Below are 25,012 nucleotides of genomic sequence, written 5' to 3'. Positions count from 1 at the left end.
TCCTCCTTAGTACGCTTGATCGGCGGCGGCATGTTCCGCGATGACCTTGCCATACCAGTGCGCGCTGTCTTTCAGCGTCCGCTTCTGGGTCTCGTAGTCGACGTACACCATGCCGAAGCGCTTGTCGTAACCGGACGCCCATTCGAAGTTGTCCAGCATGCTCCATGCAAAATAGCCGGCCACGTCCACGCCTTGTCGTGCGGCTTCGGACAATGCGGCGAGGTGCAGATCGAGGAAACGGATGCGGTCGGTGTCCTGCACGCGGCCGTTTTCGAGCACGTCTTTCGACGCGCAGCCGTTCTCGGTGATGAAGATCGGCGGCAGCTTGTACTCGGCATTGAGCTTCGTGAGCAGTTCGGTCAGACCTTCCGGGTAGACTTCCCAGTCCATGTCCGTGAAGCCGTGCACGCCCGGTGGACGCTTGTTGCCCGAAGCGCTCGCGAAGATACGCGTGTAGTAGTTGATGCCGAGGAAGTCGAGCGGCGTGCCGATGATGTCGAAGTCGCCTTCGCGAATCACCTCTTGCGGGCCGTTCGCGCCATACCATTGCAGCGCTTCGGCCGGATATTCGCCCTTGAAGATCGGGTCCATGTACCAGCGGACGAACTTCGCGTATTCGAGCGATGCGGCTGCGAGGTCTTCAGGCGCGTCGGTCGCGCCGTGTGCCGGCGACTGGTTGAGCACGATGCCGAGCGGCGCCTTCACACCATCGGCGCGCATGGCCTGAACGGCCAGGCCGTGCGAAAGCAGCAGATGATGCGCCACGTGCGCAGCCTTCTTCAGGTCGGCATTGCCCGGCGCGAAGTAGCCCGTTGCGTTGCCGAGCCATGCGGTACACCAGGGCTCGTTGTGCGTGGCGATCGACGCCACGCGGTCGCCCAGCACACTGCCGATCTTGCGGGCGTAGTCGGCGAAACGATAAGCCGTATCGCGGCTTTCCCAGCCGTTTTGCTCCGTCTGCAATGCTTGCGGCAAGTCCCAGTGATACAGCGTCGCGAACGGCTGGATGCCGCGCTCGAGCAAGCCGTCGACCAGACGCTCGTAGAACGCGAGGCCCTTTTCGTTGTACGCGCCGCGGCCATCCGGCTGCACGCGCGGCCATGCAATCGAAAAGCGATAGGCGTTGACGCCCATTTGCGCCATCAGATCGAGATCTTCCTCGAGGCGATGGTAGTGATCGCAGGCCACGTCGCCGCTTTCGCCTTTCACGACCTTGCCGGGCACGCGGCAGAACGTGTCCCAGATCGATTCGCCACGGCCGTCCTCACGGGCTGCGCCTTCTATCTGATACGAGCTGGTGGCCACACCCCAGACGAAATTTTTCTTGAATTGAAACGTCGACATAACGGTAGGTATCCTGAATAGTCGTGTCCGCTCTTGCTCGAGCGGCATGAAATGAACGAAGCGAAACTCAAGCCTTGACCGCGCCGGTCGTCAAACCGTCGATCAAGCGCCGCGAGGTGAAAGCGAACAGCACCAGCAACGGCACCACGGCGACCGCCGAGCCTGCCATTACCGCGCCCCAGTCCGAATTGGTCGGGCTTTGCAAAATGCGCAGCGCGAGGGGCAGCGTGTACATCGAGGGCGAACGCAGCACCACGAGCGCCGAGAGGAAGTTATTCCAGGCCTGAATGAAGCTGATGAGCCCGAGCGTGCCCAGTGCCGGCCCAAGCAGCGGCAGCACGATGCTCCAGTAGATGCGGAACTCGCCGCAGCCGTCGATGCGCGCCGCCTCGATCAGGTCGGACGGAATGGCCGACGCGATGTACTGGCGCATGAGGAACACGCCGAGCGCGGCAGCCGCGCCGGGCACGTAGAGCGCGCGCGGCTGATTGATCCAGCCGAGCAGATTCATCGTCATAAAGGTCGGAATCATGCTGAGGAACGGCGGCACCAGCATGGCCGTGAGCGCGACGGCAAAGAGCGTCTTCTTGAAGCGGAACTCATACATCGCAAACGCGTAACCGGCCATCGAGGTGACGAGCAGGGTCAGCACGGTCTGGATCGTGGCCGTATAAAAACTCCAGCCCAGATTGCGCCAGAACGGAATGTGACGCATGAGCGACGCCATGTTGTCGAGAAACGCGTTGCCGAACCACAGCGGCGGCGGCATCGAGAAAATTTCGGAACTCGTATGTGTAGCGAAGACGAACATGAACCAGAACGGCGAGAACATCAGCACCGCGCCCGCCAGCACGACGGCGTAGCCCGTATAACGCGCCTTGTTTTTCGACAGTTTCATCGCTGTGCCTCTTCTTTCATGCCGCTGCGGTGGAAAATGCGCGTGTTGAGCCACATCAGCGCGGAAATCGTGATAAAGAGCAGCCACGCAATCGAACTGGCCGTGCCGAAGTCGCCGTCGTGGAATGCCGTGCGATACATGTAGACCGCCGTCGTCAGGCCGGACTGGCTTGTGCCCATGCCTTCGTTCGGGAGCAGGATGAACGGCTCTTCGAACAGTTGCAGCCCACCGATGATCGAAAGCGTGACCGCGAAGAAGATCATCGGCTTGAGAAGCGGAATCGTGATGCGCGTGAACTGTTGCCAGCCATTGGCGCCGTCGATGCGCGCCGCTTCGTAGAGATCCTTCGGAATGGTTTGCAGCGCGGACAGATAAAGCACCGTATTCCAGCCCACGTAGCGCCAGAAGACGACGACGGAAACCGCCGGCTTCACGTTCGCGGGGTTATACAGCCACTCGATCGGTTTCGAAGGCACGATCCAGTGCAGCCCCGGAATCTTGCCGATCTCGGCGATCGCGAGATTGATCATGCCGAAGTCGGTCGAATACAGCGACGAGAAGATCAGCGCGATCGCCACGCTCGACGTGATGAAAGGCAGGAAATACAGCCCGACCACGAAATTGCGCCAGCGGCGAAATGCGGTTTGCAGAAAGAACGCCAGCGGCAGCGCAATGAGGTGCTGCGGCACGCCGGACATGACCGCCATCGAAGCCGTGTTGTAGAGCGATTTCCAGTACCACGGGTCCGTCAGCGTGAAGGTGAAGTTCGACAGGCCCACCCACTTCATGCTCGCCAGACCCGCTGTCGCGTCCCAACTCTGGAACGAGAGATACAGCGAAAACAGCAGCGGAAAGGCCAGGAACACGACGAACAGCAGAAAAAACGGCGCGAGAAAGAGGTACGGTGCAATCTTGACCGGATTGAACCGCGGCTTGCCACGAGCGTGGGCGAGCGGCGCGTGCGTATCGGGCACGAGCCCTTCCCGGGAAACCTGTTCAGTTGTGGGCAGAGGAGAGTTCATCAATAATTCCGTCCATTCGGGCGTGGCCGGCCGGGGCGACCGGCCACGCTGTTGCAGCGGGCTTCAAAGCGCGGCAATGCGTGCCGCGCCGTTTCATCAGAGCCGCTTAACGGCGGACACGATGCGTGATTTCAGCCTGTGCTTCCTGCAGCGCCTGGTGGATGTCCTCGTTGCTGTCGACCACCTTGTCGAGCGCCGAGTGGACCGCCTCTTCGGCAACCTGGTCATACTTGCTGCGCTGGATCGCCGGGATATGCGCGGCCGCATCGCGCCAGATCAGGCGTGCCTTCTCGTTGCCGAGGAACGCCACCGGCTGCGCGAAGAAGTCGTCGTGCTGCGCCGAAAGCAGCGCCGGGAAGGCGTCGATCGAGCGGAACGAAGCGAGCTGCTCGTCCGGGCGCGTCGTCAGGAACTTGATGAATTCCCACGACAGCTGCTTTTGCGTGGCCTTCACCGGAATCGACCAGAACGTGCCGCCGAACGATGCATAAGCGCCGTCGGGCAGATTCGTTGCGCGCCACAGGCCCTTCGTATCCGGCGCGATCCACGAGGAGAGGTGGCCGCCGAGCCATGCGCCCATCATTTGCGTGGCGACCGTGCCGCGCTTGAAGCTTTCGGCCCATTCGTTCGACCACGGCGTGATCTTCGCGTCGAGGCCGAGATCACGCGCCTTCTTCGCCAATTCGAATGCCTTCACGAAACGCGGCGAGGTCACGACCGGATTACCGGCCTTGTCGAAGTACACGCCATCGCCTTCCTTCAGGTCGGCGCGAATATAGATGTCTTCGATATCGCGCGACGACGCCATCAGGTACGCGCCGGTCGCCTTCTTGATCTTCTGCCCGGCCGCCAGATACGACTCCCACGACTTGGTCAAGTCGGCTTCGGTCACGCCTGCCTTGTCGAGAATGTCCTTGCGGTAGAACAGCGTGCCCGGGCCGATATCGCCCGGCATGCCGACAATCTGTCCGTCCTGCGTCGTAGCCTGCGCGAACGTGTAGTTGATGAACTGGCTCTTGTACTGGCCTGCGTTATAGGGCGGCTTCGCCAGGTTCTCGAGACCGCCGCCCGCTGCGAAACGGCCAATGAAGCCGACTTCGACGGCCATCACGTCGGGCAGGTCCGAGCTCGTTGCGAGCGCGGTGGTCATGGCGTTGTGGTGATCGGCGATCGCCAGCGACGACACCTTGATGTCGACGTCCGGATGCAGCTTCTTCCACGCGGGAATCGCGTCCTTGATTTCCTGGTCGAGCTTCGGAAACACCGCGACGGTCAGCGTGGTGCTGGCATGCGCAGCCACGGTAGCCAGGCTGAGCAAAACTGCAGCGGCAGTGCCTGAAAAACGGAAATTCATTACATGTCTCCTGGTGAAACGTTTGTGAGTGACGTTCAATTGCTCCCCTGCTGCTACGAACTACTTCCCCTGTTGTATTCATTCGCAGTGCCTGACGCCCTGCTTGCCGCGCTCATCTGTTTGAAAGCGCTTTCACCGCAAAACTAAAAAAACGGCCCGATCTGGATTCGAACCTTATGCACCCGTCTCTCCCGGGCTCGGCGACGGCCCGATGCGACGCGTCGTCTCGCGCGTCACCAGCGTGAGCGGAATGGGGCTCAGTGTGATGGGCTGCTTGCGGATCATCTGCACGATGCCTTGCGCGGCGAGACGGCCGATTTCATAGGTCGGCTGGCGCACTGTCGTCAGAGGCGGCGTCATGTACGAAGAAGTCGGCAGATCGTCGAAGCCGACCAGCGACACATCTTCGGGCACGCGTACGCCGCGGCGGAACATCGCGAGACGCGCGCCGTACGCGGTCTGGTCGTTCGCGCAGAACACCGCGCTCAACGACGGCCGGCGCATCAGCAGCCGCTCCATGGCGGCGAGCCCGCCCGTTTCGAGGTAATCGCCCTGCTCGACCAGATCGGCGTCGAAGCCGATACCCGCTTCTTCCAGGGCGATGCGGTAACCGTCGAGACGCTCGATCGCGTCCTCGTGACTGCTCGGGCCGGCAATGAACGCGATCTCGCGGTGGCCCTGCTCGATCAGATGGCGGGTCGCGTCGCGTGCGCCCTGCAGGTTGTCGATCGGCAGGCCAGCGAGCGCCGTGCCGTTTTGCACCGAGCGCCCAAGTACGAGCATGGGCGCGTAGCGCGAGTATTCGGTGAGCGTCGATTCGTCGAGTTGCGCATGCAACAGAATGATGCCGTCCACGCGGCGCGCGATGAATTCTTCGAGGCGCGCCTTTTCGTCGACGACATTCCAGCGGCTGCTCACGAAAATCGGCGTGAAGCCCGGCTCGGAAAGCGCCTCTTCGATACCGCGCAGCCACTCGGCGTAAAACGGGCTCGACACGGCTTGTGTCAGGACACCGATAGTTTCGGTGCGGCCGCTCGCAAGACTGCGCGCCAGCACATTCGGACGATAGTTAAACCGCGCGATCGCCTCTTCCACCGCGCGCTGCTTTTCGGGGAGAACACGCGCGGTGCCGTTCAGGATGCGCGACACCGTGCTCGGAGACACGCCGGCTGCGCGCGCAATTTCTTCCAGCGTCACGTTGGGACCCGGAGTGGGTCCGCTCTGGACACTGGGCGCGCCGGGTGCTTCGTTGGTGCCGTCGGTCATGAGTTCCGCCTGAACATTTGCATGAAAGCGCTTTCAAACACTAAAAAAAGCGCTCCCGGATACGAATTCGAAGGGGCTAAAAGAACGCAGAAAAAGCAGCCGGTGCGACCAGGGTGGAGGAGAGATCGCACCGGCCTCTCTATGTAGAGAATTAAGCAGTACCTAACACAAAGAGATCACAACAACTACAGGTCAAACGAAGTCAAATCAGAACATGTGCATGATGCCCGCGAACACGCCGGTCTGGCTGTGGCCGTAGTTCGGGTTGTCGTTCGAAGACGTGCCCGTCGTCGCGTCGAAGTTGTTGTTGCCGTACGAACCGTTGCCAAGGTTGATGTTCGACGTCGAGCTGTTGTGCACGTAGCCGGCTTCCGCGTACAGGAACGTACGCTTCGACAGGTTGTACGTCGTACCGAGCGTGAACAGCGTGGCGTTGCCGTTGCCGTTGTTCGCGTTCGCGTGGAACACCGCAGCCGTGATCGCCGAAGCGTCGTTCACCTGCCAGCCAGCGCCGATCCACTCGTGGTCCACCGTCGTCGGTGCGCGCACGCCAGCCGGCTGCGACGCGTCGGTCACGCCCATGCTTGCGTTGGTGGCGCTCGGTGCGCTCAAATGCTGGTAGCCAGCGTAGATCTTCACCGGACCGATCACGTACGTGCCGCCAGCGAGAATCGAGCGCGAAGCCGAATACACGTTGTTGAACGAACCGTCCGCGCCGCGGACTTCGTCATAGATCACACGGAAATCGCCGCTGCCCCAGGTATAGATGCCTTCGATCGCGTTCGTACGGCCCTGGCCCGTCGGGACGCCCTTGGCGTTGACCGGTGCCGAGTTCCAGCTCGTGTTGTTGGTCAGCGAATACTGGCCCTTGAACACGAGACCGCCGAACAGCGTGGGCGAATCATATTCCGCGCCGTTGCTCGTGCTCGCCCAGTTGCGGCCGCGCACCAGCGTCGAAATCGCGTAACGCTGCATCAACTGCGGGTCCGCACCCCAGCTGTCCTGCGAAAGTTCGCCGGCGCCGAGATTACCCATCTTGAACAGACCGAAACGGTCGTTGCTGAAGCCCACCGTGGCGTGACGACCGAACAGGTTGCCTGCCGAGGCGCCCGTCATCGTATTGAGCTGGCCTTCCAACTGGAACACCGCCTTCGTGCCGCCGCCGAGATCTTCCGAACCCAGCAAGCCGAACCAGGAGCAACCCCAGTCGCCGCTCTGTGCCGAGAACCTGTTACCGCCCGGCAGGCCGGTTTCGTACTGCACGCCGTTGTCGATACGGCCATACAGTGTGACGCTGCTTTGCGCGTGCGCCATCGTCGTCGCAGCTGCCATCACCGACAATGCAATAAGCTTCTTTTTCATTAGCTATCCTATATATATTTTGGCGTCTCCAAACCGCGCAGGTCGCGTGCGCTCTACACGTTCCCTACCAGGCTGCCTCACTGAAATGTTCCGAATCACATTTCGAGGCGATTATAGGGACGCCCCTGCCCCGTGTATCGAACCGGCGGGCTAGGGAAAACGCTGTTACCGATAACAGTTGCGCGCCGCGCGGCCCCGGAGTAGGCCCCTGCTTTGTGACCATTCCGTTATGGTCATAAAGCTCGCAACTCCGTTTGCGGTGGTGAGGGAAAATATGCGCAGCGAGGGAAATGTACCGAACAGCCGTGCTACTTCGGCCAAATCGCGCTTGACAGCGCTTTCAAAAGCGACGCTCTGACGTTGTGAAGTTGCAACGGCGACACGAGAGTTTCTTGCCTGTTGCGTCCGCAGCGTTGCAAATCTGCTGATAGCGCTGTCACCAGCAGGCCTGGGCAATAGCGACTATGATCAAGGTATACCCTGCCGGGCAACGAGTCGAGATTCTCCGGTAAGCACATTCAGCGCGGGCGTTGAATCAATCCCGCGGGCTTTCCGGCTTTAGACCATCGCGCCAACGCAATTCCCCGCGCCTCGACTCCCGCTGTTCCCCGCCACGTCGCGCGCGACGTCCCGTCCGAACGCAATGCACCAGCACGCACCAGCGCAACTTTCGCCGGGCGACGGCGCTTCCGTTCCATGCCCGGCTGGCGGAACCCCTGACGCGTCCTTGCGGTGACCATTGCACCGCGCACTGCGCGGGCTGGTTTGCCCTCTGACTTCCGCGGCCCTGCGTTGAAGAAGGACCGGAAGACTTGCTGCCGGATGTGACCGGCATTTTTGCCACACTGCAAGGAGGTATCGTGAAAGCCATCATCACTTCCACGCTCGCATTGCTGATTTCCAGCGCCATGGTGCCGGCCGCACAGGCTCAAACCGACTCAGGCGCGAGCAACCCGCAACTCGCGCACAACGTCCGGGTCGCTTTTGCGCGTAATGGCGTCAACACTTCTCATATCTTTGTCTTTGCTCGCGGGGGCACCGTCACGCTGCTCGGATGGGTCGACGCGCACGAACAGGTCGCGCTGGCCGAGCGCAGCGCGGCTTCGGTCGAGGGCGTGCAATCGGTGGACAGTTGGCTTGCGCGTGGACGCTGAGGTCAATGCGATCGAATGCATCGCCGCGCGGACGGCGCGCTTCTCGTCCGCGCGCCGTTCTTTATCGATCGCGCTGCGCGATGCCGTGTCTGATCCGTTTGATCCAGCCGCCGCGCCCATAGTCGGTCTGCTGCAGAAACACGGCAATCACGATGATCAGGCCTTTGAGGACTAGCTGGGTGTTGCTGTCGATATCGTTGAGCAACAGGATGTTGCCGAGGAAGCCGAATATGAGGACGCCCGCCACGGTGCCCGATATCCGTCCGACTCCGCCGGCCAGGCTCGTGCCGCCAATCACAACGGCCGCAATCGCATCGAGTTCCCAGCCGGTTCCGGCATCGGCCTTCCCCTGGCGGTACTGCGCCGCATAGAGCACACCAACGAGCGCCGAGAGCAGGCCGGAAATGGCGTAGGCCATCAGCTTGTAGCGGTTGACGTCGAGCCCTGAAACCACGGCGCATTTCTCGTTGCCGCCTATCGCGTACAGATATTTGCCGAACACCGTGCGGTTCATCACGAAGCTGAAGACGAGCGCGATCACGAGAAAGAAAAGCGCAGGCACGGGAATCAGATTGAACAGCAGCGCGCGCAGATTCTCGATTTCGGCGGTCGCATTCGTTCCGCTATAAATCGAATAGACGGCGGTGTCCTGCCCGGCGATCAGCCGCGCGGCGCCGAGCACGCCGACCATCGCCGCGAGCGTGACGATGAACGGTTGCATGCGCCCCCGCGTGATGATCCAGCCGTTGATGCTGCCTACCGTGAAGCCCGCAAGCGGCACGATCCAGAGCACGCCGGCGAGCGGCATGCGGTGCGCCGCGTGCAACGCGATATACAGGCACGCCAGCGCCGCGCACAGCAGCGCAATGCCGCCGCGCACCGCGCGTGTGGCGCCCATATGCGCGCGATGCGAACGCAGCGGCCTGCGCCATGCTCCGAGCACGATGAACACGATCGAGAACACGGCAATCGCATTGAGCACGAGCGAGGCGTAAGTCGCCCGGTTCCATCCCTCGGTAGTCAGCAGCATGGCGGTCAGCACGCTGCCGAGGCCCATGATCGCGCCGACGGAAAGATCGATACCCGCGGTGATGATCACGAGCGTCATGCCGATCGACATCACCCCGACGTTGGCGACCTCGCGAAACACGTCGGAGATATTGGCGCTGGAAAGAAAGATGTTGCTGCCATCGGTCGAGTGAGGCGAAGTGAACGCGCCCACCACGAGCAACAGGATCAGCCCCAGATAGTACTTCAGGTGCGTCATGAGCGTGCTGATTTGACGCCTGCGCGTGGGCGCGTCCGGCTCGGCGACATGGTCCTGCACATGCAGCATGGTCAGTCTCCAGTCAGTATCGATTCAAGGCGAAGCAAGATTGATCAGCAGGTCGCCGGAAAAATCGCTGCGCGGTACGATCTGTTTGGCGCGCCCTTCGCACAGCACGAGAATGCGGTCGCACAACAAGGTCAATTCGTCGATTTCCGAACTGGCGATCAGCACCGTCACGCCCGAGCGCGCCGCGTCGAGTATCTGGCGATAGATCTCCGCTTTGGCGGCGACGTCGACGCCGCGCGTCGGTTCGTCGAGCAGCAGGATGCGTGGCTTCGTCATCAGCCATTTGCCGATAATGAGCTTCTGCTGATTGCCGCCCGACAAGCTACTGGCGCTTTGCGCGAGGCTGCGATGCTTGACCCGCGAGGCCCGCGCCTGTTCGGCGGCCCAGCCGCACAGCCTGCGCCGCCGGTAGAATGGAAAGCCGGGCACGCGCGGCAACGACGGCAGCACGAAATTCGCTTCGAGCGACTGGTCGAGCACGAGGCCATCCTTCTTGCGGTCTTCGGTCACGAAGGCAAGACCCGATTCTGCGGCTTCGTTCGGCGACCTGAATGACCGGTTCCGCCCGGCAATGGCAATGGCGCCCTCCTGCTGGTAGGCCGAAATCCCGTAGATGGCTTCGAGCACTTCGGTCTTGCCCGCGCCGAGCAGACCCGAGAGGCCGAACACTTCGCCCTCGCGTACCGCAAACGACACGTCGCGCACCATCGCGCGCGCCGGTCCCCACAGCGACAGATTGCGCACTTCCACACTCGTGCTGCGAGCGCGTGGCGCCTCGTCCGCGCCGCGCTCGGGCGGCGCGAAGTCCTTGCCGATCATCATCGAGACGAGTGCCGTCGAGGACTCCACCTGGGCGACCGGCAGCGTCGAGATGCGCCGGCCGTCACGCAGCACGGTCACGCGGTCGGCCACGGCGAAGACTTCGCCCAGCCGGTGGCTGATCAGCACGATGCCCATGCCGCGTTCGCGCAGTTGCCGCGTGAGCGTGAGGAGTGCGGAGGTCTCCGCGTCGGAGAGCGCCGAGGTCGGCTCGTCCATGATCAGCACCCGAGCTTCGGCCACCAGCGACTTGGCAATTTCCACGAGTTGTTTTTCGCCCACCCGCAGCGCGCCGACCAGCGTATCGGGACTCGCGCGAAAGCCCAGTTGGCCGAGTACGCTGCGCGCTGCCGCGCGCATGGCGCGCCGGTCGGGAAAGCCCCAGCGCGTGCGCGGTTCCTTGCCAAGGAATATGTTGTCGACGGCGGAAAGCGTATCGACGAGATTCAACTCCTGATGAATGACCGCGATCCCTGCATCGATCGCGTCGTTGACGCTCGCGAGGCGCGTGGGCACGCCCCGCACGCGTATCGTGCCGCTGTCGGGCGTATAGAGCCCGCCCAGCATCTTCATCAGGCTCGACTTGCCCGCGCCGTTCTCGCCGACGAGCGCATGCACCTCGCCCGCTACGACATCGAAGTCGACGCTCGACAACACGGCGCTGCCGTTGAACGAAATCGACAGGCCAGCCGCCTCGATGAGCGGCGCGGTGGCGGTGGCATTCATTCAGGAGTGGCTAGCAATATACGCCTTGGCGTTGTCCGCAAAGATACCCTGGGTCGGCAACGTCACCTTCTTCGGGATCTTTTCGCCGTGCAGGAGCTTGAGCGCCTGGCGTATGCCTTCGGCGCCGGGCGTGGGGTACATGAACGTGCCGGCAAGCAGGCCTTGCGAGACCCACGTCGCGCCCTCCTGCGGCAACCCGTCGATGCCCACGAACTTGATGCTCTTGTCGCGCCCCGCGTCCTTGGCCGCGAGATAGGCGCCGTAGGCCATCGGATCGTTGTGCCCGTACACCACATCGATTTTCGGATTCACGCGCAACACCGTCTTCATGTACTCGTACGCCTTGTCCTGCTTCCAGTCGCAGTCCACGCGTTCGCCAACGAGCTTGATGCCCGACTCCTTGCCGATCACGCTCGCCGCGCCGTCGTGGCGGTCGTGCGCCGGCTGCGCGCCGAAGCCGCCCCAGACCTCGACGAGATTGCCCTGCGCGTGACCCGGGCCGCCCATCAGCTTGACGATGAATGCGCCGGCTTCGCGGCCGATCTGCACGTTGTCGCCGCCGATGAACTGCGTATAGGATTCGCCGTTCACCTCGCGGTCGAGCACGAACACAGGAATGCCCGCCTTATAGGCCTTTTCCACCACGCCGGTCAGCCCGGCCGACTCCTTTGGCGAAATGAAGATCGCATCCATTTTCTGGGCAATGAAATTCTCCATGTCCGCATTCTGCTTGTCGGTGCGGTCGCCGGCGTCGGCAATGATCAGATCGACCTCGGGATGCTTCGCGGCTTCGGCTTTCATGTCCTTGTTGAACTGCACTCGCCAGGGCTCGACCGTGGTCACCTGCGAGAAGCCGAAGCGGTATTTCTTCTGCTGCCCGAACGCGGGCGCACTGAGCGTCCCGAGAAGACCCGCTGCGCCGGCAAGCGGCACGGCGACCAGACCCGCAACCAGAATGCGTCGTTGACTGTCCATTGCCCTGTCTCCTTTGTTGTCTGAACCGGGCGGCGCGTGCGGCCGGCCTCGGGTGCTGCGAAAAATAAAACGTTATAGCGGCGGCGCGGCGGAGGCGCGCGCCGCTTCGCCCCATTCGTCATACCGCACCGGGCCCGTGCTGTCGCGCACGCGCAAGTCGGCACGCATGCGCAAGTGCACGATCTCCGGGCTCTCGCCCAGCAACTGCTTGTGCAGGAGATGCCAGATGGCGCGGGCAATCGCTTCGGCGGGCTGACGAATCGAACTGATGCCGGGGCGCAGTACCGACATCCACGGCGCGTCGTCGAAGGAAAGCAGCGAGATGTCGTCCGGCAGTTGCAGGCCCGCATCGCGGATCGCCCGCAGCGCGCCGAGCGTCGCGACGTTCGCGCCTGTGAAGAGCGCAGTGGGGCGTTCGCGCGCGGCGAGCACGCCGAGCGTCGTCGCGTGGCTTTCGGTATCGCTCATGCCGCACACCACGACGTTGGCGTGCTGCGCCAACCCGGCGCGCTGCATTGCGTCCTGGTAGCCCTGGGCCCGCTCGCGGCTGTTCACGAGATCGAGCGCATTGACGATGAACGTGATGCGGCGGTGACCGAGCGCGATCAGATGCGCGGTACCGTCCATCGCCGCACGATGACTGTCGGTCGTGACCGTGTTGGCGGGAAAACTGTTGTCCACGCGATCGGCCATCACGAGCGGCACGTCGCATTCCCGCAGTTCGCTGATTGCGTGCTCGTAGCCGTGGCACGGAATGATGATCATGCCCGCGACCTGGCGCGAGAGGACGAAGCGGATGCGCTCCGCTTCGCGCTCCGGGTCCTCCTGGGCGTGCGCGAGGATGAGCCGGTAACCGGATTCGAGCGCGTGGTCTTCGAGCGCGCAGACGAGTTCGATGAAGAACGAATTGGTCAGGTCGGGCACGACAAAACCAATCGACGTGGAGCGGCAACTGCGCAGTTCGGCGGCCAGACTATTGCGCCGGTAGCCGAGCTTGCGAGCCGCCTCCCAGACCTGGCGCTGGCGCGCTTCGCTCACGTTTGCGGCACCCGCGAGCACCTTCGACGCCGTGCCCAGCGAGACTCCCGCCGCATTCGCGACGTCCTTGAGCGTACTGGCACTTTTCTTGCGGTCGTCCATGCTGGTCTTTCCGCCCGAGGTGATGCGCCGGCGTTATCCGTCCGTTACCCGTCCGAACTGAAACGTTTCATAGAGTAGGAAATGGATTTTCAGGCTTCAAGGGAGGGTTTTTCCGGGTCGCCGGGGAGAGCGCGCGAGGACTAGCGGTAATTCACGAAGTTGATGATGTCGTTGAGAAAGCTCAGAGGTCGCCTATAAATAAGTAGCGAGACGGCGCCAAAGCCTTGTCTGGCAGGGGTTTCGCCCGACGCCCGTGCGGGTGCAGCGCGGTCTTGTAACGCATCCAGTGTGAAAGCGAAAGACCGGCGGGCTCAAAGCTGCCCACCCCGCGCCCTTCTCCCGTCTCAACGCGTATGCGCGCGGCAAGGCTCCTCATCGGAAGCCGCAATTCGATCAAAACGGACCGAGTTCATTGCGGTCGGTCGTAAGATCGCGGTCCTTTCGTCGCTTCTTGAAGTACTGCGGTCATCCGACGGCCGGTCTTGTTGGTCGGGCATCGGCCAACACAGTCAACAGCGCCGCAGACCTTATCGACTTGGCGTACGCCGAGTTCCGAGTCATTGGATTTGAGGAAGCCGCGTCAGAGAGAGATTGCGCCGGAAGCTACTTGTATTGCCGCAGCAATCTCGTCTTCGCTGCGCCCCCCATTGATTGCAATGCTTCCCCCAAAGACAAAGTGAGGAACCGAACGGACACCGGCATCGGCCGACTTGGCCGCTTCCTGCTCGACGCGGCGGTGCTGTTTGGGATCAAGTGCAATGGCACGCGCCTGATCGCGGTCGAAACCGTAGTCGGCTGCGATGTCGGCCAGCACGTCCGCATCGGCGATGTTCTTCGCTGCGATGAAATAAGCATGGGTGATTGCAACTGCGAGCCTGTGCTGCGTGCTACGCCCAGCGGCCGCCAGAATCAGCGCATGAGCAGCTTGAGTCGGATAGGTCCAGAGTTGGCGGCCAAGATCCAGGTCGAAGCCCGAAGCGCGAGCTTCTCCCTCGGGGCGAGCAAAGGCGACCTTCGGATCGGTTATGCCGTAGCGCGAACGCAGCAAGTCGGGAACATAGAGGCCACCTGCCGGCGCATCGGGCAGCAGCAGGACGGGATGCTGCCGAATGTCAACGGCCAGGTCGGGAAAACGCTCCGCCAGCACTTTGTCGAGACGGTGATGTCCGACGATGCACCACGGACATGTGATTTCAGTATAGAGATCTATTTGCATAACCATCCTCTCGTGATCTGGTCTTCGCGCTATGAATTTGAAGGTAGTTCGGCATCGATTCCGCTCAGTTGAACCGATACGTCCCACAGTCGTCTTGCGAGTTCTGGATTCCGCGCGTCCTGAGACGGAGTGCATTCACCAGAGGGGCCTCGCAATTCAGAAGTTCTCGTCGGCCCGTAATAGCCGCCGGACTTTATTTGTCCGGTCGCCGCCTGCAATGCACCCCACGCGCCCTGAGCCGGCGTATTGAAGAACAGGCCGATCAATGACATTGCGATGTTGCCCCACCAGCTATCGCGCGCAAGGTTGGTTCCAGCAAGGCCCGGATGGCAGGCCACTGCCGTAACAGGTATACCCGCCGCTCGCAGTCGCCGATCCAACTCAAAGATAAAAAGCAGATTCGCAAGCTTGCTGGCTGCATAGCGAGGCATCCACTTGTAACTCTTCTCCGCATCAAGATCGTCCCACTCGATCTTCGCGTCCTTGTGCAGGCCGCTGCTCGTGACAACGATGCGCGTCCCGGATGTTTCCGTGAGCTTGGGCAGCATGAGCGCAGTGAACGCAAAGCAACCAAGATGATTGACGCCGAATGTCAGCTCGAAGCCTTGCACCGTATGCTTTAGCTTCGGCCCTTGCACGCCCGCATTATTGATGAGCGCGTCGATGCGCGGTTCCTTTTCGGCCAGTTTTGCTGCGTTCCGCACGCTCGTCAGATCTGCGAGGTCAAGCGGCAGGAATGCGAGATTCGCTCCAGGGGTCTTCAGACGAATCCGGCTGATAGCCGCTTCCGCTTTCGACTCGTCACGGCACGCGAGAAGCACCCTGGCTCGCCGTGCCGCCAACGTACTCGCTATTTCAAAGCCTATGCCGGTGTTGGCGCCGGTGACGATAAAAGTCTTTCCCGATTGATCGGGTACATCAGCATGGGTGAATCCGCTCATGGAGTGAACCTTGTCGAGACGTTATTGCGTTAATGGTTAGCGATGCCTGGCGCGGCACGCACGAACTTCCTGTCGGTCACCTGGTCAACCAGGAACTTCGCAAGATTGCCTCTGGAGAGCTTCATGCTGAGTTTGGTTTTTCCATACCAACCTACATCCACGCTGCCATCCGCGGGACCATCCTTGAGGTTCGGAATGCGTACCAGTGTCCAGTCCAGGTCCGAATTGGCGACCAATTCGCCAGTCGCCTTGATGTCCTCATACCCTTTGCGCGCGATAACCTTGAACAACAGCGCGAACGCATGGGGTTTGAATGCAAAGCCATCCTTGGGATCGCGATAGGCAGCCGTAGAAATCTGGATAAGACGGCGCACGCCTGCGTGCTTCATCGCGGCGATGATGTTGGTCAAGCCGTGCATGATCGGCTTATCGCCTTGCACCTTGAGACTGTTGGGACCAAGGGCACTGATGACTGCATCGGCACCTTGAACGCTCCTCGCAATGGCACTCTGGTCTTGCAGGTCGCCGACAACGATTTCTACCCTTCCCGCGAACGACGCGAGTTTCTTTGCGTCGCGCGTATAGACCGACAGGTTGTAGCCCTGCTTCAAGGCTTCCTCGATGATGTGCCTTCCGGTCGGCCCAGTCGCACCGAACAGCGCGATGGTTTTTTTTCCGGCCATGAGGTCACGCAGCTTTCGCCAGCAAGGCTTTGATGGCCGTATCGGTGTTGGCGATTGCGGCCTTCGCCGCATCGGGGCCCAAAACCGTGCCTTCGACACGCACCACTTCAACGTCGGTCAGACCGATGAAACCGAACAGGTGCAGTAGATAGTTGGTCTGAAAGTCGAACGGTGCCCAGGCACCTTCCGAGAACACGCCGCCGGTAGCGGTAACTAGATAGACCTTTTTGCCGGTCAGCAGCCCCTTCGGCCCAGCATCGCGGTAGCCGAAGGTGACGCCCGGCCAGGTGACGTGATCGAACCACGCCTTGAGCTGCGAGGGCAGACCGAAGTTGATCATGCCCGAACCGAGCACGATCACATCGGCGACCTTTAACTCATCGACCAACTCTTGCGCGACCTTCACCGCCTCGACCTGTTCCGGTGTGCGATCTTCGGGCGACGTGCTCCGGCCTTGGATGTAGGCCGGTGCGATGTGCGGCGGTGGATTCGCGGCGAGGTCGCGCACGGTCAGCGGGCCGCCCGAGCGGGCCTGGACGCCTTCAGCAATTTCGGCGGCGAAGCGGGTGGAAAGGCTGTCAGCCCCGCGCGGACTGGAAGTGACAAGTAGGGTATGGCTCATGACGGCTCCTAGGTATAAAATGAGAACCAAGTTCGATATTGATTCTGACTTACCAATTCATACAAAGGATGGTATGGTTCCCGCCGTTTCCCCACAAGAAGGCACACGCATGTCACTTAGTCACACCGAGCTACCTGCCGATATGCCTGCACCTGACGCGGGCGGCTGCCTGGCAACCCGTGAAATCCTGGATCGCATCGGCGACAAGTGGAGCCTCTACATTGTCGCCATGCTGGCTAATGGCCCGCGGCGCTTCAACGAATTGAAACGCGGCATCGACGGCATTTCCCAGCGGATGCTTACGCTGACCTTGCGCGGGCTGGAACGCGACGGACTGGTAACGCGAACGATGTATCCAACGATTCCGCCGCGCGTCGATTACGAACTCACTGACATGGGAAGAACGCTGTTGAAGCCGGTCATGGCGTTGGTCAACTGGGCGAGCGAGAATCAAGTCGCCATTGCCGAGGCGCATAAACGTTTTGACGAGGAGCCGGAGCCAGATCAGGTCTTGGTTCAGGGCGTTGTCTACCAGCGTCGATAAACGAGCCGAGGCTGTAGGCTTGTGCAAACACAGCGACGAAATCCAACTGACGGCTCGCGGCGGGACCGGTCCCAACGCGGATCTTTCGTGGGGTGAGAAGGCGCTGCATTTTCCGATCTATCCAAACAACAGTCGGCCACGGGCGATCGGAAAAGTCGCATAGCCTGACCTGGGTGTCCGTTCCCTGAGCCAAACGGGACACCTCAACGTCTCGCCGTCGACGCAAACCAATGACGCTTCATGGCCGACCGGCGCCCGACGACCGAACGACACTACGTGTTTTGGAATGAGGCTAGCGATAGTTCACGAAGTTGATGATGTCATTGAGGAACCACGGGAGAATCAGTTGCGTGTCGGGATCGCTAACGCCCACGGTGAGCCTCGGCGGCTTCGATGTGGGTGAACCGGGCTTCGCGCCATCAGGGATGTGCAGCATGTAGGTGGTGGTGTCGGCGGCGGGCGGCGACGGCGAAGCACAACCGGCAACGAGTAAGGCAAGGAACGCTGCGCAGCACAAGCGCTTCATGATAGGCAATCTCCAGCCACGTGATCTCGAGAAGCCCAAGCGTACCATCGGCCCCGCCGCTGCCGCGCAAAGCTGTGCATGCGCCGGATATGCCGAATTAATTCGATGCCGTGGCTTTCGCGCTTATTCGGCGCGAAATTCCACGTCTGAATATCGCCATACAAAGGGGAAAGGAACGAAGCATTGCGGCAATGGAAAGACCACGTTGCGCGAAACGAATACGTGCAACGCGGCCGTCCCGAAAATGAGAGGCGTGGTTAACGGAAGCCGTAAACGAGAACCTTCTTTCCTTCGAATTGTTCCTGCACACCTTGTTCGCAGTTCGGCGGACACGTCGTGCCGTCGGCGGTGGGACCGGACGCGGGCGAATACGCCCTGTAGACAACGGATTCGATGAGTGTCCCGTCGTCGGAAACCACGATCTGCAGGTCGGTCTCGACGCCGGCCAGCACCGGTCCGCCGCTGCCATAGACCTGTTTCATGATCCCCGTGCAATCGGAGTTCACCGCGTAGGTGCCGCTCTGGTACGGGTTGAAGGCGGTCTGCCCGCCTTTCGGCAAGCCATTGATCATGCCGAAGTCGGTGCGGGTGAATTTACCCGAGCCGTCGAACGTCACGATGGCGACGTCATCGAGTGTCGAAGGTGAGGCAAACGGGTGCAGCTTGTTGTTGCTATCCAGCAAGCCAAGGATCTCACCATGTCCGTGAAATCCATAAGCTCCCCTTAGCGTTGCGTTGGAGCAAAGGCGCCCGTCGGCCTGCGCGACGCCACTGAGCGAGAGCAGTGCAAAGGCTGTTGCCGACAAAATGCTTGAATGCTTGATCTTCATGGTCATCTCCTTGTCACCATAGCAGGCGTCTGGCTTCATAACGCGCAGCGGGCCAAAAGCAGGCGTCGAGCGAGGCGCCGGCTGGTGCCGGTGTGCGCTCCGCTTCCTAAGCCTATGGAACCGCGCACGCTTGCGCCTCCATCATTTGATGGAGAGAGCGAGGCAGCAGGAGATTTCGTGTGCAGACAAACTCGATGGGAACGGCGTTACGGCCTCACTGCATTACGGCTTCACTGCGTAGTGCACCAGTTCGATTGCGTTCGTTGCGGGTGCGCCTCTTCCGGCCAGACGGCCCTGAAATTCTTCGCGCACTACCCGCTTGACGCTCGGGGCATACCAGAGCGTCTCCTCCATCGGGCCGCCGCCCGGGCCGTACTGCGGCTGCCAGACGCCGCTCATCGTGATCTTGATCGCGGAGAAAACGCCCGCCTTCGTCTTGACCGTCTCCACGCCGTCCAATTCGCATTGAGCCCGGCGCTGCACCCTCATGCCCGAAGGGGCGGTGGCCATGCAGTCCGCTTCATAGCGCGCGCCGGCTCGCAAGTTGTCTCCCACCCTGTAGTGCGGCGCATCCTGAGGCAGCGCGATGGCAGCGGCGTCGAGCGCGAAACTGGCCGGGGCGCCCGGGCCGCCAGCACGCTCACGACGCCGATCAATGCAGTGCGACAGACTTGCGGCCTCATTGGCCCTGTTTCTGCAGATATTGCCGCACGTCGCTCATCGACACCCTGCCTGTATGCGCCGTGTCGATCTGATCGAAATGCTGCGAGATATACCCCAGCCCGCTACTTTGCGCCTGCGCTTTCGTGATCGAAGCGCCGTTGTTCAATGCAGTATTCGCACCCAGGCGAGCCTCAACCCGCTGTTGCGCCTGCTGCTGCAATTGCGTACCGGTGGAAGGTGTGAGCGGCGCTGGCCGGCTCGTCGGGAAAAATGGGCCATCCACACCGTGGCCACCCTTCGGCAGTTGAACGGGCGCCACCGCTTGCGTTGCCGCCTGGGCAATGCCTGTTGTGACCACAGCAACCGCGCCAAGCATGAACGGCGCAATGCACCACAGCTTTTTGAATGTAGACATGATCGCTCGCCTTCAATGTGTGAGGAGCGGGCCTCAATCGGCTATCGATGATCGACGCTCGAGGAAAGGCCCCGGCCTGTCAGGTTATTGGCCCGCTGCGGCGACTGCCGTGGAAGTCGGCGTACCCGCGGGACTCTCGTCGGGCCACGGCTGCGGAAGCGTCCAGAGCGAAAGCGCCAATGGTATGGGTTGACCACCATAGTAGCTCACGAGATCGGCCTTCATCTTCGGGCGCGCCACGTCGTCCAGATAGATCATGTGTCCACCCTGGAAGAAGTTGACCTGCAGGTTCGGGCTCAAACCGGCCACCGTTTGCAGACGCGCAAGCTGCTTCTCCGTATTGAAGAACGGCGTAGCAAGATCGTGATAGCCGTTCTCCGCAAGCACCTTCAATTGCGGATTGAGCTGGATCGCGCCGAGCAGGTCGGGCAGCGTATCGGGCAACGGCTGACCGTCGTGCGAGAAGTCCCAGACTCCGATGATGTTGTCGTTCAGAGGCATGTACGTCGCATTCGGCGCCGTATAGCCGAGATAGTCCGGCATTTGCGTAGCGAGTGCTGTCGTGAACGGCTGCGAGATGAGGATGTCCGACGGGTCGCCGTCGCTCTGCAAGCGCGGATCCGAATTCGGCAGCGATACGCGTCCGTCGTAACGACCGATCGTCGTGCCCGGGATCAGTTCGTTACTGAACGGATTCACGTTGAAATAGCCATTGAGCGCCTGCAAGGTGAGGCTCGAGGGCCAACGCCACGAATCCAGCGTTTTCTCGGGCGGAAAGACCGGCTTGCCGAGCGCGTCGGGAATGCCGAGTTGACTCAGCACCCACGATTGCGCGTATTTGCGGAAATGCTGGTACTGGCCCGTCGCAAAGATCTCCGACTGCAACGCGAAGAGGCCTTGATCGATCAATGGCGGCGAAACCAGGTTGAAGTAGGCGGCCACCTCGGCATAGCCGGGGTAATAGCCCGCGAGTGTGTCGGTATCGAGCACCAGGCCAGCCGTCGAATTCGTGATGGCCGTCGCCTCGATCGCATCGGCAAAGTAGTTCAGGATGGACGACTGAAGCACGATGCCAGTCAACTGCACGCCCGCCGCTTCGAGCGCAAGCGCAAGCATGTCGGTGCGCGGCGTGCCATACGATTCGCCGTAGAGATAGATCGGCGAACTGCTACGATTATTCACGGCCAGATAGCGCTTGATGAAATCGCGCATCACGTCCACGTCCGTATCGCAGCCCCAGAACTTCTGGTTCGTGTTCGGCAGAATGGCCTCCGAGAGCCCCGTGCCCGGTGGGTCGATGAACACCATGTCCGTCGTATCGATCAGGCTCTCCGCATTGTTGACGAGCGGAAAGTTCGGCCAGTTGGTGAGCAGCGGATCGGGCGTCGCGACACGCGTTGGCGCAAACGAGCCGAGACGCAGCCAGATCGACGAAGAACCCGGCCCGCCGTTATAGATGAACGTCACGGGCCGCGGCGAACCGTTCGTGCTCGGCGCGGTATAGGCGACATACGACATCGTCGCCTCCGGATTGCCGTTTGCGTCCGAAGCCGTCAAATGGCCCGTTGTCGTCGTGTAGTTGATGGTCGTTTTTCCCGAAGTCCACTGGTAATGCATGATCGCGGCCTTTTCGGCGACCTGCGACGCGGCAAGGCCATCGGTAGCGTTCGGCGAATAGGCGATCGGGTCGGTATAAGGCTGGTTGGCATTTGGCGAATTTGAATTCTGTACGGCGGCTTTAGCGCTTGCCGAAAACTGGTTCATGGCGCTCGCGGCCGACGAAGTCGGGCTATCTCCACCGCCGCAAGCCGCTAGCATCAACACGCCGATAGCGATTGCGCCTGCATGGCGCAGCTCGCGCCAACTGCGGCTGAACTCCACACTGGGTTTACTGTCCGGATGCATTGTTATACCCCTTCGAATGATGACTTCACACTACGCGGGGGCCGCGGTCGCCGGTAATAACGCCTTGAAAAAGGCACCGAAATTCAAACGCAATTACCTGCGCGAGGCGGCTGACATTTAACTTTCCATTCCTGACAAAGTCGATTCAATTTAAGCGACATCTATTTACTATGGATGCCTAAATAATCCATAAAGCATCGGGAGAAACCACTGAGTTTCGCCGACGGAATTTCGCTGGAAATATTTGGTAATGAAAGATAGCAGAGGAAAAATAGGAGGCGCCGCAGTACTTTGTCAAGGGATAGTTCTTGAACCTATGCGCGCTGATTCGTTGCGCACGCAGCAATTGCGTCGAGCACGAAACGGCCGCGTGCATGCGGGTCGGCGATGCGAGATCTCGGTGCCACGCGAGCGCGAACGAAGAGCGAAATGGATGCTCGACAATGCCCACGGATTGTATGAATGAATGCAATCCATCGCTTGCGCGCCTGTCACCCATTCAATTGGGGCCATACTTCCAGGTGAAGTGCGTGACGGTCAAGAAGCCGTCCGCTCATTTAGCTATTCTTATAAATAAAACGCCACCATGGTAAAAAATTCCGCAAGGCAATCCTTACCAGCACGCAGCCAGCACGCATATGTGCGCCGGGCAACAACGGAGATTGACGCGCTGTGCGAAATCAACCATATTTTGACCAGACGGCTGCGCTCGGTCGGGCCCCGTCGCTTTCCTGCGCATGCAGATCGTGAGTTCCGCGACGCCTTGCCGATCGCTTCAACGACGATTCTGAGCATGCCGAAATGGCATCGCCATAACGGTGGGACGACATCATGTCCGCTCAGATTGGTCGCGACCAGAATTTCCCCGCAGCGTGCAAGCATTGCGGCGGACTGCTGTACGAAAACTTCGAATTCTGCCCTTACTGCGGCACAGATCTTCCACTCGACACCGTTTCGCTCGGCACCCATCCGAAGGCCACATTGACACCGCTCGGCGCCACGGCCGCGGCGCCCCCCGCACCCGCGGCCGCGAAGCTCGCGCAGGCGCGCTTACCCGCATCCGACGGGCCGTCGCTGGAGACCGGCTACCCGCATGCCGCGCAGCACGCCTTGGCGCTTCCACACGGGTTGCGGTTTTCGCAGATGGGGCAATGGATCTTCCCCAGGGGTCTATTCGTATTCGCACTGATTCTTGCGTTCGCGTACGGCACGTATCTGCTGCTCGGTGCGAACCGCCAGCGGGAGGCCACCGCCAGCGAAGCGACCCTGCACTCATCGGGCGGATCGGTTTCGACTGATGCGTCCGGGCAACAGGCCAACGAGACGCCCCCTGCCGCCGGCACGCAGACCAGCGAGCATCCGCAATCCCCCCCGCGCAACGCGCACCCCGCGCCGCAATTCGCCGACACGGCCGAAGCTCTGCGTGCCGCGCGCAACAGCCTTGCGGAAAACAACCTGTTCGACGCGAAGACTGCGGCCAACGCCGTGCTCGCGCGCGGCGGGGACAACGAGGAGGCACGCGCGCTACAAAACGATATCGCCGCGCGCGAACAACGGCGCGATAGCGCGTTGCAAAACGCAGACCGCTGTGTCGCGCAGCGTGCCTGGGCCTGCGTGCAACAACAGGCTTCGGAAGCGCTCGCGATCGATTCGAGCAGTCAAGTCGCGCAATCGTTGATGGAGCGCGCCATCGTATCGACCGCCTGGAAGCCACTCAGCCCACCTAATGGCGCCCCGCAAACGAACGCGGCAGCGGCGTTGCCGCACGGCGCGCACACCGTACGGCTGCCCTCGTCGCAGGACTGGAATACGGGCGCGTCGCCGCCTCCGCTGCCCGGCGCGACGAACACGGCGAACGCGGCGAATGCCCCGACCGCGGCGAATGTCGCGACGGCCGCGAGTCCCGCCGCCGGCAACAACAGCGTCGACGCACAGGAGCGCGCGATCCTGCAAAACGGCTGGAAGCACGCCGCGCCATCTGGCGCCGCACATTGAACAGGATTCCATAACATATCGAAGTCTGCCGTAGATCGCAAACAAGGCGGGAGAGAGACCATGCTGAAAACGACTCTAGCGGGAGTGGCGGCGCTGATCGCCCTGCTTTTCTCTGTCCTCGCCGTCGCCGCCGAGGTCGACGCGCACTACCGCATCGTGACCGGCCCGGAGCGCGGGACGTACATTCAGATCGGCCAGGACCTCGCGAAATGGGTCGCGCAGCCGGCGGGCATCGACCTCGAAGTGATCCCATCGAAAGGCTCGGCCGAAAACGTGCAGCGCATGCGTTTCGAGCCCGGCGTGAAGCTCGCGCTCGTGCAGTCCGACGTCTATCAGGCCTACGTCGACATGGCCAATTCCGGCAACGAAGAGGCCGGCACGCTGATACGGCCGCTGCGGCTCATCATGCCGCTCTACGACGAAGAGATTTACTTCGTGGTGCGTGACGACTCGCCGATGAAGACGATCAACGAGATCAAGGACAAGGTAATGAGCGTCGGGCTGATCGGCAGCGGCACCGCGCAGTCGGCGACGACGCTGTACCGACTCATGTTCGGCCAGCCGATTCCGGAGCAGAACGCGCAGCACCTGAGCAACGAGGACGCACTTGCCGCACTCATCGTCAAGAAGATCGACGTGGCGATCATCGTCGCCGGGCAACCCGCCAAGCTCTTTACCGACATGAACCCCGAACTGCTGCAGCAGATCCGCTTCCTGCGCGTCGATGCGAACGCGCCGGAAACGGCGCGCGCGAAGCAGACCTACTATCCCGCGACGATTCACGTGTCGAGCTACCCGAACTGGCTCAAGGAAGACGTGCCGACATGGACGGTCAAGGCCTTTCTCGTCACCTATGACTACAACCTGCGCGATACGGTCGGCAACCTGAAGCGCTTTGCCGATTCGCTCTGCGCGAACTTCGACAACCTGCAGGAGCACGGCCATCCGAAATGGAAGCAGGTCAAGCTCGATCTACCGGGCCTCGGCAAAGGCTGGCAATACTATCCGCCCGTTGAGCGACGCCTGAAGGCGTGTTTCGCGCATCGCGCCGCGATGCAGGCCGCCACGGGTTCGACCGCGGCGCAAGGCGCTCCCGCCGCACAAAAAGTCGACGGGCGGCCATGCCCGGATCAGGAGCGCCTGCTCCTGCTCTGCAAATAATCCCCCGACGAATCCGCCAGCCGAACGCGGCCCCCGACGCGCGTGAACAGCAAACAAGTGGACCCTTCAAACGCCAGCACGGGGTGGAAGGCGATCCCCTTGTGCCACATGCATT

The 25,012-nt window shown here is 61.4% G+C and carries 24 protein-coding genes; 5 read left to right on the top strand and 19 right to left on the bottom strand.

Annotation, left to right across the window (positions count from 1 at the left end; all coding sequences use genetic code 11):
* Positions 1–6: 6 nt before the first annotated feature.
* The 6 genes from AB4Y43_RS13355 to AB4Y43_RS13330 form a co-directional block, all read right to left on the bottom strand.
* The gene (locus AB4Y43_RS13355) at positions 7–1,344 is read right to left on the bottom strand and encodes a GH1 family beta-glucosidase (RefSeq protein WP_368727980.1); all 1,338 of its coding nucleotides are present in this window, start codon (positions 1,342–1,344) and stop codon (positions 7–9) included.
* 67 nt (positions 1,345–1,411) lie between these two features.
* Positions 1,412–2,242 carry a carbohydrate ABC transporter permease gene (locus AB4Y43_RS13350; protein WP_028204698.1) on the bottom strand — a complete coding sequence of 277 codons (831 nt, stop codon included), beginning with the start codon at positions 2,240–2,242 and terminating at the stop codon, positions 1,412–1,414.
* Positions 2,239–3,264: a carbohydrate ABC transporter permease gene (locus AB4Y43_RS13345; RefSeq protein ID WP_368727979.1), complete on the bottom strand. Its 1,026-nt coding sequence runs from the start codon at positions 3,262–3,264 to the stop codon at positions 2,239–2,241. Before AB4Y43_RS13345 ends, AB4Y43_RS13350 begins: the two co-directional genes overlap by 4 nt.
* A gap of 106 nt (positions 3,265–3,370) precedes the next feature.
* Entirely contained in the window at positions 3,371–4,618 is a 1,248-nt protein-coding gene (locus tag AB4Y43_RS13340) for an ABC transporter substrate-binding protein (RefSeq protein ID WP_069262212.1), read from the bottom strand.
* A 174-nt stretch (positions 4,619–4,792) separates the two neighbouring features.
* A complete protein-coding gene (locus tag AB4Y43_RS13335; protein ID WP_368684281.1) occupies positions 4,793–5,884 on the bottom strand; it encodes a LacI family DNA-binding transcriptional regulator in 1,092 nt (363 codons plus the stop codon).
* Between the two features lie 207 nt (positions 5,885–6,091).
* Positions 6,092–7,246, bottom strand: coding sequence for a porin (locus AB4Y43_RS13330; protein ID WP_368727978.1), 1,155 nt, complete (start codon positions 7,244–7,246; stop codon positions 6,092–6,094).
* A gap of 812 nt (positions 7,247–8,058) precedes the next feature.
* Between AB4Y43_RS13330 and AB4Y43_RS13325 the strand changes: the two genes are divergently transcribed.
* Complete coding sequence (locus tag AB4Y43_RS13325; protein WP_256094495.1) at positions 8,059–8,400, top strand: BON domain-containing protein; 342 nt, start codon at positions 8,059–8,061, stop codon at positions 8,398–8,400.
* Positions 8,401–8,461: 61 nt separating this feature from the next.
* Here the strand turns inward: AB4Y43_RS13325 and AB4Y43_RS13320 are convergent, their stop codons facing one another.
* From AB4Y43_RS13320 to AB4Y43_RS13285, 8 genes are all read right to left on the bottom strand, one after another.
* Complete coding sequence (locus tag AB4Y43_RS13320; protein ID WP_368727977.1) at positions 8,462–9,736, bottom strand: ABC transporter permease; 1,275 nt, start codon at positions 9,734–9,736, stop codon at positions 8,462–8,464.
* A gap of 24 nt (positions 9,737–9,760) precedes the next feature.
* Positions 9,761–11,281 carry a sugar ABC transporter ATP-binding protein gene (locus tag AB4Y43_RS13315; protein WP_368603232.1) on the bottom strand — a complete coding sequence of 507 codons (1,521 nt, stop codon included), beginning with the start codon at positions 11,279–11,281 and terminating at the stop codon, positions 9,761–9,763.
* Positions 11,282–12,256 carry a substrate-binding domain-containing protein gene (locus tag AB4Y43_RS13310; protein WP_069262217.1) on the bottom strand — a complete coding sequence of 325 codons (975 nt, stop codon included), beginning with the start codon at positions 12,254–12,256 and terminating at the stop codon, positions 11,282–11,284. It lies immediately after the preceding gene.
* 72 nt (positions 12,257–12,328) lie between these two features.
* Complete coding sequence (locus AB4Y43_RS13305; RefSeq protein ID WP_368727976.1) at positions 12,329–13,396, bottom strand: LacI family DNA-binding transcriptional regulator; 1,068 nt, start codon at positions 13,394–13,396, stop codon at positions 12,329–12,331.
* A 580-nt stretch (positions 13,397–13,976) separates the two neighbouring features.
* Complete coding sequence (locus tag AB4Y43_RS13300; RefSeq protein WP_368617451.1) at positions 13,977–14,612, bottom strand: DsbA family oxidoreductase; 636 nt, start codon at positions 14,610–14,612, stop codon at positions 13,977–13,979.
* 29 nt (positions 14,613–14,641) lie between these two features.
* Positions 14,642–15,553: an oxidoreductase gene (locus AB4Y43_RS13295; protein ID WP_368617450.1), complete on the bottom strand. Its 912-nt coding sequence runs from the start codon at positions 15,551–15,553 to the stop codon at positions 14,642–14,644.
* A 29-nt stretch (positions 15,554–15,582) separates the two neighbouring features.
* A complete protein-coding gene (locus tag AB4Y43_RS13290) occupies positions 15,583–16,236 on the bottom strand; it encodes an NAD(P)-dependent oxidoreductase (RefSeq protein ID WP_368617449.1) in 654 nt (217 codons plus the stop codon).
* A 4-nt stretch (positions 16,237–16,240) separates the two neighbouring features.
* Positions 16,241–16,858, bottom strand: a complete 618-nt coding sequence (locus AB4Y43_RS13285) for an FMN-dependent NADH-azoreductase (protein ID WP_368617448.1) — start codon at positions 16,856–16,858, stop codon at positions 16,241–16,243.
* A 109-nt stretch (positions 16,859–16,967) separates the two neighbouring features.
* Here AB4Y43_RS13285 and AB4Y43_RS13280 point away from each other — a divergent pair, with 109 nt between their 5' ends.
* Entirely contained in the window at positions 16,968–17,402 is a 435-nt protein-coding gene (locus tag AB4Y43_RS13280; RefSeq protein ID WP_342948231.1) for a helix-turn-helix domain-containing protein, read from the top strand.
* 292 nt (positions 17,403–17,694) lie between these two features.
* On the opposite strand, the gene AB4Y43_RS13275 is transcribed toward AB4Y43_RS13280, so the two are convergent.
* From AB4Y43_RS13275 to AB4Y43_RS13255, 5 genes are all read right to left on the bottom strand, one after another.
* On the bottom strand, positions 17,695–17,928 hold the full coding sequence (locus AB4Y43_RS13275) for a hypothetical protein (RefSeq protein WP_368617447.1): 234 nt from the start codon (positions 17,926–17,928) through the stop codon (positions 17,695–17,697).
* A 257-nt stretch (positions 17,929–18,185) separates the two neighbouring features.
* On the bottom strand, positions 18,186–18,758 hold the full coding sequence (locus AB4Y43_RS13270; protein WP_368617446.1) for a hypothetical protein: 573 nt from the start codon (positions 18,756–18,758) through the stop codon (positions 18,186–18,188).
* 222 nt (positions 18,759–18,980) lie between these two features.
* Positions 18,981–19,268 (bottom strand): hypothetical protein, encoded by a 288-nt coding sequence (locus AB4Y43_RS13265; RefSeq protein WP_368617445.1) that lies wholly within the window; start codon positions 19,266–19,268, stop codon positions 18,981–18,983.
* 169 nt (positions 19,269–19,437) lie between these two features.
* Positions 19,438–19,797 carry a 2-oxoglutarate dehydrogenase gene (locus tag AB4Y43_RS13260; protein ID WP_176732835.1) on the bottom strand — a complete coding sequence of 120 codons (360 nt, stop codon included), beginning with the start codon at positions 19,795–19,797 and terminating at the stop codon, positions 19,438–19,440.
* A 123-nt stretch (positions 19,798–19,920) separates the two neighbouring features.
* Complete coding sequence (locus AB4Y43_RS13255) at positions 19,921–21,654, bottom strand: peptidase S10 (protein WP_256094513.1); 1,734 nt, start codon at positions 21,652–21,654, stop codon at positions 19,921–19,923.
* Here AB4Y43_RS13255 and AB4Y43_RS13250 point away from each other — a divergent pair.
* The 3 genes from AB4Y43_RS13250 to AB4Y43_RS13240 all read left to right on the top strand — a co-directional run bounded on the left by AB4Y43_RS13250 (position 21,599) and on the right by AB4Y43_RS13240 (position 24,897).
* Entirely contained in the window at positions 21,599–21,862 is a 264-nt protein-coding gene (locus tag AB4Y43_RS13250; protein WP_368617590.1) for a hypothetical protein, read from the top strand. The two genes, AB4Y43_RS13255 and AB4Y43_RS13250, sit on opposite strands and share 56 nt — an antisense overlap.
* Positions 21,863–22,572: 710 nt before the next feature.
* Complete coding sequence (locus AB4Y43_RS13245; protein ID WP_368727975.1) at positions 22,573–23,736, top strand: hypothetical protein; 1,164 nt, start codon at positions 22,573–22,575, stop codon at positions 23,734–23,736.
* A 60-nt stretch (positions 23,737–23,796) separates the two neighbouring features.
* The gene (locus tag AB4Y43_RS13240) at positions 23,797–24,897 is read left to right on the top strand and encodes a TAXI family TRAP transporter solute-binding subunit (RefSeq protein WP_368727974.1); all 1,101 of its coding nucleotides are present in this window, start codon (positions 23,797–23,799) and stop codon (positions 24,895–24,897) included.
* The last annotated feature ends 115 nt before the right edge of the window (positions 24,898–25,012 follow it).

It is taken from the genome of Paraburkholderia sp. BR10872, from assembly GCF_040965835.1.
GTDB classification, from domain to species: Bacteria; Pseudomonadota; Gammaproteobacteria; order Burkholderiales; family Burkholderiaceae; genus Paraburkholderia; species Paraburkholderia nodosa_A.
Note: the sequence above shows the minus strand (reverse complement) of the source record. Positions and strands in the feature narration are given on the sequence as shown.